Origin of the sequence: Iodobacter arcticus (genome assembly GCF_042664895.1) — a bacterium.
Lineage (GTDB): Bacteria > Pseudomonadota > Gammaproteobacteria > Burkholderiales > Chitinibacteraceae > Iodobacter > Iodobacter arcticus.
Window position 1 is genome coordinate 26031 of the sequence record NZ_JBHTBQ010000044.1, and the last position, 12002, is coordinate 38032.

Annotated in this window: 13 protein-coding genes; all 13 read left to right on the forward strand. The window is 48.7% G+C overall.

Going from position 1 to position 12002, the window contains the following annotated elements; genetic code table 11:
• Window positions 1-20 precede the first annotated feature (20 nt).
• Complete coding sequence (locus ACFQNF_RS17605) at window positions 21-176, forward strand: hypothetical protein (protein WP_380189217.1); 156 nt, start codon at window positions 21-23, stop codon at window positions 174-176.
• 256 nt (window positions 177-432) lie between these two features.
• Window positions 433-2295, forward strand: a complete 1863-nt coding sequence (gene uvrC, locus ACFQNF_RS17610) for an excinuclease ABC subunit UvrC (protein WP_380189218.1) — start codon at window positions 433-435, stop codon at window positions 2293-2295.
• A gap of 152 nt (window positions 2296-2447) precedes the next feature.
• Window positions 2448-3017, forward strand: a complete 570-nt coding sequence (gene pgsA / locus ACFQNF_RS17615; RefSeq protein WP_380189995.1) for a CDP-diacylglycerol--glycerol-3-phosphate 3-phosphatidyltransferase — start codon at window positions 2448-2450, stop codon at window positions 3015-3017.
• A gap of 80 nt (window positions 3018-3097) precedes the next feature.
• Window positions 3098-4108 (forward strand): 3-deoxy-7-phosphoheptulonate synthase, encoded by a 1011-nt coding sequence (locus ACFQNF_RS17620; protein WP_380189219.1) that lies wholly within the window; start codon window positions 3098-3100, stop codon window positions 4106-4108.
• 16 nt (window positions 4109-4124) lie between these two features.
• Complete coding sequence (locus ACFQNF_RS17625; RefSeq protein ID WP_380189220.1) at window positions 4125-4775, forward strand: DUF4377 domain-containing protein; 651 nt, start codon at window positions 4125-4127, stop codon at window positions 4773-4775.
• Window positions 4775-5650 (forward strand): prephenate dehydrogenase, encoded by an 876-nt coding sequence (locus tag ACFQNF_RS17630; protein ID WP_380189221.1) that lies wholly within the window; start codon window positions 4775-4777, stop codon window positions 5648-5650. The genes ACFQNF_RS17625 and ACFQNF_RS17630 overlap by 1 nt, the downstream gene beginning before the upstream one ends.
• A gap of 45 nt (window positions 5651-5695) precedes the next feature.
• On the forward strand, window positions 5696-6682 hold the full coding sequence (locus ACFQNF_RS17635; protein ID WP_380189222.1) for an aldo/keto reductase: 987 nt from the start codon (window positions 5696-5698) through the stop codon (window positions 6680-6682).
• A 30-nt stretch (window positions 6683-6712) separates the two neighbouring features.
• Complete coding sequence (gene cmk, locus ACFQNF_RS17640; RefSeq protein ID WP_380189223.1) at window positions 6713-7381, forward strand: (d)CMP kinase; 669 nt, start codon at window positions 6713-6715, stop codon at window positions 7379-7381.
• Between the two features lie 243 nt (window positions 7382-7624).
• On the forward strand, window positions 7625-9301 hold the full coding sequence (rpsA, locus tag ACFQNF_RS17645; RefSeq protein ID WP_130108283.1) for a 30S ribosomal protein S1: 1677 nt from the start codon (window positions 7625-7627) through the stop codon (window positions 9299-9301).
• Window positions 9302-9317: 16 nt separating this feature from the next.
• Window positions 9318-9602, forward strand: coding sequence for an integration host factor subunit beta (locus ACFQNF_RS17650; protein WP_046350225.1), 285 nt, complete (start codon window positions 9318-9320; stop codon window positions 9600-9602).
• Between the two features lie 212 nt (window positions 9603-9814).
• Window positions 9815-10057, forward strand: coding sequence for a LapA family protein (locus tag ACFQNF_RS17655; RefSeq protein ID WP_380189224.1), 243 nt, complete (start codon window positions 9815-9817; stop codon window positions 10055-10057).
• Window positions 10058-10065: 8 nt separating this feature from the next.
• Window positions 10066-11235, forward strand: coding sequence for a lipopolysaccharide assembly protein LapB (gene lapB, locus ACFQNF_RS17660; protein WP_380189225.1), 1170 nt, complete (start codon window positions 10066-10068; stop codon window positions 11233-11235).
• Between the two features lie 53 nt (window positions 11236-11288).
• Window positions 11289-11984, forward strand: a complete 696-nt coding sequence (pyrF, locus tag ACFQNF_RS17665) for an orotidine-5'-phosphate decarboxylase (RefSeq protein WP_380189226.1) — start codon at window positions 11289-11291, stop codon at window positions 11982-11984.
• Window positions 11985-12002: the final 18 nt, after the last annotated feature.

Consider the following 12002-nt stretch of genomic DNA (forward strand, 5'->3'; position numbering starts at 1 on the left):
CACTGAATGGAGTCACCATCATGAAAACCACTTCACACTTACTGGTTCTTTTCTTTGTTGCCTTTGTGCACATCGCCCTATATCTCTTTATTGTGAACGCTCACGAAGAAAGTATTAAGGAGGTACAGGTTTCTACGTTTGCCGCGCCTGTGCAGCAAGCAGTGGACTTGACTTGATCCTCAAGCCTGCCTGATGAATCGATATCCAGATGGCGAGTTTAGAAAGAAAAATCTAGCTCCGCCATCAGAGCTAACGCATCCCTTGTGCTTTGTTTTTTCTTGCTAAAGCGTCATTAAAATAACGCATTACTTACTAGGGTGTTTGCTTCACAAGGCAAGCAAAGTGCTGTTCAGTATAAAAACCACTTTATTTGGCGCGGGCCACTGCGGCTTAGGGGTAGAATTACATTCTCATCCTGACTATTTTTGAGCCATGCCTGAACAATCTTTACCAGAGCCCCCTTCGAGTCCTGTCACCCTAAGTTTGCAAGAAGTCCTTTTGGAGCAAGTTAAAAGCTTGCCGAGTCAGCCAGGAGTCTATCGTTTTATTAGCGCGGACGGTACGGTGCTGTATGTGGGAAAGGCAATTAGTCTTAAAAAACGCGTTGGTTCTTATTTTCAGAAAAATGATCACAGCCCGCGTATTCGCTTGATGCTGGCACAGGTGGTCAACTTAGAAACGACGGTCGTTCGCTCTGAAGGTGAGGCGCTGGTTTTAGAAAACAATCTGATTAAGGCATTAAGCCCACGCTATAACATTTTATTCCGAGATGATAAAAGCTATCCCTATGTGGTGATTACTGGGCATGCCTCGCCCAGATTGGCTTATTACCGTGGTGCATTAGATAAGCGTCATCAGTATTTCGGCCCTTTCCCGAATGGCTATGTGGTCAAAGAAAGTATTCAGTTATTGCAAAAGGTATTCAAACTACGCACCTGCGAAGATACCGTATTTGCCAACCGCTCCCGTCCCTGTTTATTGCATCAAATCAAACGCTGCTCGGCCCCCTGTGTGGATTTAATTACGGCTGACGACTATCGCGCGGATGTAAATAACGCGGTGCGTTTTTTAAATGGCAAAGCCAGTGAAGTATTGGGCGAATTAGAAACGCGGATGCAAACCGCATCTGAGGCTTGGTTGTTTGAAGAGGCCGCCGCCATTCGTGATCAAATTAGTGCGCTATCGCGGATTCAGGATAAGCAATTTGTATCCAGCAATAGCAGTGAAGTCGATGCCGATATTGTGGTTTGCGTGATTAGCAGCGGCATGATTTGCGTGAATCTGGCCATGGTACGTGGTGGTCGGCATGTGGGGGATAAAAATCTATTTCCATCTCATGCGGATGGCTACGATGCACCTGCCGCACTAGAGGCGTTTTTGGCGCAGCATTATTTAGATCGTAATGTGCCGCCGGTGATTTTTTGCCAGCCAGAGCCTGAGAATGCAGCGGTCTTGGCCGATTTACTGAGCCAGCAAGCCGAACATAAAGTGATCCTGAATAGCAATCCCAATGGCGAACGGCGGGTTTGGCTGGATATGGCGATTAAAAATGCCGAGTTGGCGATTTTGCAGCGCAGCAGCCAAACTGCCACGCAACACGCGCGTCTAGGATCTTTGATTGAGGCGATGAATTGGCCTGATACAGTGGCGCGGATCGAGTGCTTTGATATTTCGCACACCATGGGTGAAGCCACCGTTGCTTCTTGCGTGGTGTACGACCGCTTCGATATGCAGCCCAAAGAATACCGTCGTTACAATATTGAAGGCATTACGCCTGGGGACGATTATGCCGCGATGCGCCAAGCGTTGATTCGGCGCTACGGTAAAATCGCTGCGGGCGAGGGCATTGTGCCTGATGTAGTGTTGATCGACGGCGGCAAAGGCCAGCTCTCGATGGCGACCGAAGCCATGACCGAAGTCGGAATGAGTAGCCCTATTTTGCTGGGCGTGGCCAAGGGTGAGACACGCAAAGCGGGCCTAGAACAATTGATTCTAAATGACAGGCCTGCGCCCATTTTGCTCAAGCGCGATCATCCTGCTTTGCATCTGATTCAACAAATTCGCGATGAGGCACACCGCTTTGCCATTACCGGCCACCGCGCACGGCGAGCAAAAGCGAGGGTGACTTCTTCATTGGAAGATGTTGAAGGAATCGGGCCTAAGCGCCGCCAAAAACTATTGGCGAGCTTTGGAGGTTTGCAGGGTGTAAAGGCGGCGACATTAGCTGAATTAAAACAGGTTGAAGGGATCAACTCTGCACTGGCAGAAAAAATCTATGCGGTTTTACATGCTTGATTCCAGGATGCCTGGTTTTTTATGGCTTTTAAGCGCCTGTTGCAGATTATTTACGAATGCGCGCAATAAAATACCATTGACAGCTAATATGCCGGTACATGCTGGTAGAATGCGGTTTTCTTGCAATATTTGCCATTGGGTTCCGTATTCGCATGCCTTTTAATTTGCCGATTTTTCTGACTTGGTTGCGCGTGGCGCTGATCCCTATTTTTGTGGGCGTTTTTTACCTGCCAGCCACCGTGATGCCGGTGACGATGCAAAATATGGTAGGGGGCTCTTTATTTTTTCTAGCGGCAATTACCGATTGGTTTGATGGCTATTTAGCACGTCGCTGGAACCAAACTTCCAGTTTTGGCGCGTTTCTAGACCCTGTTGCCGATAAACTGATGGTGGCCGCAGCGCTTATTCTATTGGTCGAGCTGGCACGTGCACCTGCATGGCTGGCGGTGGTTATTATTGGTCGAGAAATCACCATTTCTGCGCTACGCGAATGGATGGCTCAGCTGGGTAAATCAAAAAACACGGCGGTTGCTTATATCGGAAAATTAAAAACCGGTGCGCAAATGGTTGCTATTTTATTATTACTTTGGTCTGGACCTTTATTGCCAGGTGTTTCTACTCAATTTGTGGGCGAGTTGGCGTTGTATGTGGCCGGCATATTGACGATCGTTTCGATGTTCTATTATTTGGAACTGGCAGCTAAGCAATTTAAAGAAGAATAAGTGGCGAAAATATTTTAATAAAGACCTGCAGTAATAAACACCTGCAGGTTTTTTATGAGCCCGTATTAAAAGGCGATCGTATGATTATTGTGATGAAGTACGGTGCAAGTGAAGCGCAGATCGATGCGGTAGTGCATAAGATTCATCAGTCTGGCTTAAAAGAACATCTTTCGCGTGGCGCAGAGCTGACGATTATCGGCGTGATTGGTGACGAGGAAAGGCTGGAGCCTTCCCGTTTTGCGATTTTACCAGGGGTCGATCGAGTTAATCGCGTTGCCAAGCAATACAAAATTGTTTCTCGCAGTACCCACCCACATGGCACAACGATTAAAGTGCGCGGCATTGAAATTGGTGGCGCACAAATTCAAATCATTGCCGGGCCTTATGCCGCCGAATCGGCGCAACAAATGGATTTAACGGCCGACGCGCTAGCCACAGCATCTTGCCGTCTGATGCGTTGCGGTGCATTTCATGCAGAGCCTTATGCCGCGCCGCGAAAAGAGCGCGAAGCCTTGGTTTGGCTTAAGGACGCTGCTGCTCGCCATCAGCTACCCGTGGTGGCCGAGCTGCCTGATGTGCGTATGCTCGATGCCTTTATGGAATACGATATTGAGATGATTCAGATTGGCGAGCGCAATATGCAAAATCTGGATTTACTCAGAGAAGTAGGGCGAATTAATAAACCGATTATCCTAAAGCGCGGCGTATCCGCCACGATTGTTGAATGGCTGATGGCGGCTGAATCAATTGCAGCGGGAGGCAATCATAATATTATTTTTTGCGAGCATGGTATTCGTACTTTTGAAAATGCCTATCGCAATGTGTTAGATATCAGCGCAATTGCTGTATTAAAGCAGGAAACTCATTTGCCTGTGATGGTCGACCCGAGCGATGCCTGTGGTAAATCATGGATGGTGCCTGCTTTAACCCAAGCAGCGATAGCTGCCGGCGCTGACGGGGTGTTGCTGGATGTGCATCCTTGCCCTGCTGAGGCACGCTATGCGGCAGATCAGGCCTTGAGTCCGGCGGATTTAATGAAGCTCATGGCGGGATTGAGGCCTTTAGCTGCGGCGCTAGGGCGTTCCTTATAAATTGCAGAGGGTTGACATGAAAATATTTAAAAACACAGCGCTGATCGCATTGCTGTCTTTGTCTGCCTTGGTAGAGGCGCGTTCTTTGCTCGATGGTGATTATGTTTTAAGTGAGTGGCGGCATGCAGGTGCTTCGTCTCGTCCACATGAAAAAGCGCCCACCTTAACAATTCAAGGCGATCGCATTAGTGGTTTTGCCGGATGCAATCGTTATTCAGGCTCAATCAGCACCGTGCCTAAGTTTAAAGTGGGTCCGCTTGCAACAACACGTATGGCCTGTTTGGGGGATGTTGCACAACGCAATGAATCTGCCGTGCTGGCGGTATTTGAAGGTGCTAAGCGCTTTAAATTAAAACAGCCAAATCGCCTAGAATTTAGTGGAGCTAAGGGTGAGCGCTTAACGTTTGTTCGTCAGGCCGATGCCATCGAGCAAGTGCTCTATATTGCGCCAGAAACAAAGTCATGCACGGGTGTGGCTCCAATGGAGTGCATGCAAATACGTGAAACACCTTCTGGGCAATGGACTCTTTTTTATAATCAGATCGAAGGCTTCGATTATGTGGCGGGTAAAAGCTACAAAATCAAAGTACGGCGCGAGAAAGTCGCCAATCCGCCTGCGGATGCTTCCGCATTTAAATATGTATTACTCGAGGTTTTGGGTGATTAATGCGCAAGCTTAAAAAGCTGGTTTTGCTTGGGACGGGCCTGATTGGAGGCTCGTTTTCTTTGGCGCTCAAGCGGGCAAAGTGCGTCGAGCATGTGGTGGGTGTGGGTCGCAATCCAGACAATCTGGCGCGGGCACTTGAGTTAAAAGTGATTGACGAAGCCAGTAATGACGCCGCTTCGGCCGTGGTAGATGCTGATTTAGTCTTGCTTAGTGCGCCAGTTGGTCAGATGGCGGCGCTTTTGCAGCAAATTGCACCTCATCTGCCTGCGCATTGCATCGTGAGTGATGCAGGCTCCACCAAGCAGGATGTATGTGCGCTCTATCAGCAATACTTGCCGCAGCACTTAAGCCGCTGCGTGCCGGGTCACCCTATTGCGGGTTCTGAATTGTCAGGCGCCGCCGCTGCGCAATATGGTTTGTATGAAGGGCGGCGAGTGGTGTTGACGCCGCTGGCTGAAAGTGCTCCTGAATCGATCGAGTTATTAAAATCCTTATGGCAAGCCTGCGGTGCGCAAGTGTTTGAAATGAGCGCGGCAGAGCACGACGGTGTTTTTTCTGCGGTAAGTCATGTCCCGCATTTGCTGGCGTTTAGCTATATGAATGCGGTGCTTGATCGCCATAATGCCGAGCTTTGCTTTGATTTTGCGGCCACGGGGTTTCGGGATTTTACCCGTATTGCAGCTTCTCACCCGGAGATGTGGCGAGATATCACGCTGGCCAATAAAGAAGCCATTTTGCTAGATTTAAAAGCCAATGCGGCACAATTACTGGCATTAATAGACAGCATTGAAAACCACGATGCTTTAGGCTTGAACGAGCAGATTGTTCGCGCCAGCACGGCGCGCAATCAATGGGGGAGTCAGTCTAGGTCATAATCGTTCCCTTTCGCGTATTCTTACCTCTGCACTAAAGGGATAAAAATGAATTACTTAGCCAGTGAAACGCGCTATCAGAATATGCCTTATCGCCGAGTGGGCCGTAGTGGTTTAAAGTTGCCCGCCATTTCTTTAGGTCTGTGGCATAACTTCGGCGGAAACCGCGCTTATGAAGTCAGCCGCGATATGGTTCTCTCTGCCTTTGATGCAGGTATTACGCATTTTGATTTGGCTAATAATTATGGCCCACCACCTGGCGCGGCTGAATCGACGTTTGGCCGGATTCTGGCTAAAGATCTCAAGTCTTATCGTGATGAAATCATTGTCTCTAGCAAGGCAGGCTGGGAGATGTGGCCCGGCCCTTATGGTGAGTGGGGTAGCCGTAAATATTTAATGGCCAGTCTCGATCAAAGCTTGCAGCGCATGGGTTTGGATTATGTGGATATTTTCTACTCGCACCGCCCTGATCCAGAAACGCCGCTTGAAGAAACCATGTCGGCGCTGGATGCGATGGTGCGGCAAGGCAAAGCGCTGTATGTGGGGATTTCATCTTATTCTGCCGAGCAAACAAAGGAAGCAAGCCGCATCTTAAAAGCGCTGGGTACACCCTGCTTAATTCACCAACCATCCTATTCGATGTTCGATCGCTGGGTTGAAGGTGGCTTGTGTGATGTGCTGGCTGAAGAGGGAATCGGCTCGATTGCTTTTTGCCCCTTGGCGCAAGGTCTGCTGACATCGCGTTACTTAAATGGCATTCCGGCCGATTCTCGTGCGGCCGCATCTGACAACCCATTTTTGACTGCAGATAAAGTGGAATTACGTATTGCTCAGGTCAAAGCTTTAAATCATATTGCGCAATCACGCGGACAAACCTTGGCACAAATGGCTTTGGCTTGGGCGCTACTCAAAGTGACATCGGTGATTATTGGTGCCAGCCAAGTTGCACAAATTCAAGAAAATATTTTAGCAGTACAAAACTTGGCCTTCGATGTGGCCGAGTTGCATGCGATTGAATTAATTTTAAAAGAGTAGCGGCGCGTGTGCGCCGTTAAAAAGGAAAATATGTTGGGTATTGCTATTTTGGCTATAGATGGCCCCTCTGCTTCGGGTAAAGGCTCGGTGGCACAACGTGTGGCAGAGGTGCTGGAGTTTGCTTATCTTGATTCGGGTGCTTTGTATCGTCTGACTGCTTTGGCGGCTCAGCGGGCGGGTGTGGGTTGGAATGATGAGCATAGCGTTGCGCAAATCGCTCAATCTTTAGACGTGCGCTTTGAAAATGAGCGGGTTTTACTGGCCGGGCAGGATGTAAGTGCGGTGATTCGTAGCGAATCGATCGGAGTAGGGGCTTCACAAGTGGCTGCTTTTGCTGCGGTGAGGCAGGCTTTGTTGGCGCGGCAGCGTGCATTTGCCACTAAACAAGGTCTGGTTGCTGATGGCCGGGATATGGGCTCGGTGGTATTTCCTGATGCACAGCTCAAGATTTTTCTCACCGCTACCGCAGAAGTTCGGGCTGAGCGCCGTTATCAGCAATTGATTGCCCGAGGTGAGTCGGCGGATTTAGCTGCAATTACACGCGATTTGCAATCGAGGGACGAGCGTGATGCTGCAAGGACAGAGGCCCCGTTACGTCAATGGCATGACGCTTTATTGCTGGAAACCTCGGGATTAAACTTGGATCAGGTGGTGGAATGCGTTTTATCCTCGTGGAAAACACGTATGCAATCGCTTTAAATGTGGCTTTTCTTGTTATAAATCACACCTTTTGTCTCCAAGTACTTGAACTATAACAGAGAATTCTTTAGAATCGCCCCCTAAGCCATGGCCCTAGGCCGTGGCTTTTGCCCTTTTGGGTATTTGTCGTGTTAGCAGGGCGCAAAGCGCTGCAACATTTGTTTAACTAACTTATTTTTGGCATTCCGCCAAAAATGCTTGGAAATTTCCATTTATATGACTACTGCTACTCTGTCCGGCTCCATGGAAAGCTTTGCCGCTCTATTCGAAGAAAGCCTAACGCGTCAGGAAATGCGCGCCGGTGAAGTGATCACTGCTGAAGTGGTTGCTATCGACCATAACTTCGTGACCGTGAATGCTGGCCTGAAGTCCGAGTCGCTCATCCCGCTCGAAGAATTCAAAAACGACAACGGCGAACTTGACGTTAAAGTTGGCGATTTCGTTCCTGTTGCAATTGATAGCCTCGAAAACGGCTACGGCGAAACTAAACTCTCCCGCGAAAAAGCTAAACGCTTGGCTGCGTGGATTGAGCTTGAAGACTGCCTCGAAAAAGCCATGGTAATGACCGGTGTTATTTCCGGTAAGGTTAAGGGTGGTCTGACTGTTATGGTTAACGGTCTGCGCGCATTCTTGCCAGGTTCTTTGGTTGATATTCGTCCGGTTAAAGACACCACTCCATTCGAAGGCAAGCAAATCGAATTCAAGGTGATCAAGCTTGACCGTAAGCGTAACAACGTTGTTGTTTCGCGTCGTGCTGTGCTTGAAGAGTCCTTGGGCGAAGAGCGTCAAAAACTCCTTGAAACACTCAAGGAAGGCGCAATCATCAAGGGTATCGTTAAAAACATCACAGACTACGGCGCGTTCGTTGATCTGGGTGGTATTGACGGTCTGTTGCACATCACTGACTTGGCTTGGCGTCGTGTGAAGCACCCATCCGAAGTTCTGGCTGTTGGCGATGAAGTTGAAGCTAAGGTTCTGAAATTCGATCAAGAGAAGAACCGCGTATCTCTGGGTCTGAAGCAATTGGGCGAAGATCCTTGGGTTGGTTTGTCACGTCGTTACCCATCGGGTACACGTATGTTCGGTAAGGTTACTAACCTTACAGACTACGGCGCATTCGTTGAAATCGAACAAGGCATCGAAGGTCTGGTTCACGTTTCAGAAATGGATTGGACTAACAAAAACGTTCATCCATCCAAGGTTGTTCAGCTTGGCGATGAAGTAGAAGTAATGATTCTGGATATCGACGAAGAAAAACGTCGTATCTCACTGGGTATGAAACAGTGCATGGCTAACCCATGGGATGATTTCGCTGAAAACTTCAAGAAGGGTGACAAGATCAAGGGCGCTATCAAGTCTATTACTGACTTCGGTGTGTTCGTTGGTCTGGCTGGCGGTATCGACGGTCTGGTTCACTTGTCTGATCTTTCTTGGAACGTGGCTGGCGAAGAAGCTGTTCGCAACTACAAGAAAGGCGATGAAGTTGAAGCGATGGTTCTGTCTATCGACACTGAAAAAGAACGCATCAGCCTTGGTATCAAGCAAATGGAAGGTGATCCTTTCAATAACTACGTTTCTACTTTCGACAAAGGTTCCCTTGTTAAGGGTACTGTGAAATCTTTGGATGCTAAGGGCGCGATCATTGCTCTGTCTGAAGAAATCGAAGGTTACCTGCGCTCTACAGAAGTTTCACGCGATCGCGTTGAAGACATCCGTACTGTGTTGAAAGAAGGCGACGAAGTTGAAGCCATGATCATCAACGTTGATCGTAAGAACCGTTCGATCAATCTGTCGATCAAAGCGAAAGATTCCGCTGACGAAACAGAAGTAATGAGCAAGCTGTCTACAGAAAGCACAGGCACTGCAGGTACAACTAGCCTTGGCGCTCTGCTGAAAGCTAAGATGTCCGGCGCTGAGTAATATGGATCAAGGTGGGATGACCAAGTCCGAGCTTATTGCAAAGCTCGCCCAGCGTTATCCGCAGCTGGTTGCGAAGGATGCAGAGCTGGCTGTGAAAACCATCTTAGATGCAATGGCCAAGAGCTTGTCTCAAGGCCAGCGCATCGAGATTCGTGGCTTTGGCAGTTTTGATCTGAATTACCGCCCGCCACGAGTGGGGCGCAATCCGAAATCAGGTACGAAAGTATCGGTTCCGGAAAAATTTGTTCCCCACTTTAAAGCGGGTAAAGAGCTGAGAGAAAGGGTTGATGCCCTGATTTGATGTTCTGCTTCAAGGCGACACCTCAGGGTGTCGCCTTTTTGCATAAAAGAGCGGTGTATTTCATTCTTACTTAATACCAAGTGATTGCTGATCGTTTAGATTGCGCTTAATCGGTTACAATACGGTCTAGCTTATTTCTATGGTTTAGACCAATGCGCTATTTGTTCTGGCTTATCAAATTCTTTCTATTTGTCATTATGTTTGGTTTTGCAATGCATAATGCCGAACCTGTAGTGCTTAAATTCTTTTTAGGCTACTTCTGGCAGGCGCCTCTTGCTTTGCTGCTACTGGTTTTCTTTGTGATTGGTGCTGTGTTTGGTCTATTGGCCGCTTTTTCTAAAATTATTCGCTTGCGTCGTGAAGTCGTTAGCTTAAAAAAAGAATTACGCACCAAACAAACCACCGCAGATTCAGCGCCAGATCTTTTTGTTGAACAACCTCGTGATGCGTTGTAAATCCCTTTATGCTTGAAATTGAATATTGGTGGTTAATTGCCCTGCCAGCATTTTTTGCGCTGGGCTGGTTAGCTGCGCGCGTAGATATTAAACATGTCTTGTCTGAAACACGCTCCTTGCCGGTGGCGTATTTCAAAGGGCTCAATTACTTATTGAATGGCGAAACCAATCGAGCTGTTGATGTCTATGTGGATATTGCACGTCACCATGCAGAAACGATTGAATTACAATTTACCCTAGGGCATTTATTCCGTCGCCGTGGGGAATTGGAACGCGCTATTCGTATGCACCAAAAATTATTGGTGCGGCGTGAGCTCACTGTGGCACAAAGGCAAACTGCACAATTTGAATTGGCCTTAGACTTTATGCAGGCAGGCCTGTTTGATCGGGCTGAGAGCTTGCTGACTGAGCTGGCAGATACCGATTATGCCCGTCAGGCACGTGTTGAATTACTGGGCGTTTATCAGCAGGAAAAAGCATGGGCGAAAGCAATTGAAACCGCCCAGCAATTGCGCGATGAGCGTCACACCTATCAGCATGAAATTGCGCAGTTTTATTGTGAGTTAGCATCGCAAGGTGTTTTACGATCCGAGCCTGCTGCTGCCAGAGTCTATTTGCAAAAAGCCATCGCAGAGCACCGTAAATGTGCTCGGGCAAATATGCTGCTTGCCGAGCTGGAGATTGCCGCTGGCAATGTTGATGCAGCCATTGAAGCATGGTTAAGAATTGAATCACAAGAGCCTCTATATATCGCATTAGCTGCAAGAGGTTTGTTGGCCGCATACGATGCACAAGGCCGGGCTAGCGAGGGCACTCAGCTTCTGCTTGGTTTGTTGCGGCAATATCCTGAGCTGGATGTGCTGGATCTGGCTTATGAGCGGCTGCTCACCGAGCAAGGCCTGCTGGCCACGCATGAGTTTGTTCGCGAGCGTCTTAAAGCGCATCCAACCATGCCCAGTTTGCGCAAAGTACTGGAAGCGCACCTTTTAGTCGCACCAGACGATCAGAAAGTTGAGCTGGAGCTGATTGTGAAGCTGATTCACGATGCAACACGCGAGCAAACCATGTATCGCTGCACGCATTGTGGCTTTAAAGCAAAGCAATATTTCTGGCATTGCCCTGCATGTACCGAGTGGGAAACATTTCCGCCTGTGCGCGGCGCGCAAAAATCCAGCTGATTGATATTTTAGAATTTGAAGTTATTTAAATAGTTATAAACACAGGATCTTGTATGTCTTCCTCATCCAAAGTGGTCGTTGCCCTTGATTATGCAAGTGCTGCCGAAGCATTGGCGTTTGCTGATCGTGTTAACCCAGCGCTTTGTCGTTTAAAGGTGGGTAAGGAGTTGTTCACTCGTTGCGGCCCTCAATTGATTGAGCAGTTGGTTGCACGTGGTTTTGATGTTTTCTTGGATCTTAAATTTCACGATATACCGAACACCGTCGCGCAGGCCTGCAAGGCTGCTGCTGAGCTGGGTGTGTGGATGGTGAATGTTCATGCGAGCGGTGGACGCCGCATGATGGAAACCACGCGTGATGCGCTGGAAGCATTGCCGCAGCGCCCTTTACTGATTGCTGTTACCGTGTTGACCAGCATGAATAGCAGTGACTTGGCCGAGTTAATGCTGCCAGAGCCTGCCAAGCAAGTCGAAATGCTGGCACGCCTGACGTATAGCTGCGGCCTGGATGGCGTGGTTTGCTCTGCCCATGAAGCGGGTTTAGTACGCTCATTAAGTAGCCCTGAGTTCAAATTAGTGACACCGGGGATCCGTCCGGCCAACACGGCGGTAAATGATCAATCCCGTATTATGACGCCTCAGGAGGCGATTGCAGTAGGCTCCGATTACCTTGTGATTGGCCGCCCAATTACTCAAAGTGAAGATCCTGCTGCAACACTGGCTGCAATTAACGCCAGCTTAGCGGGGTAGGCGATGCTCTCTCCTGAA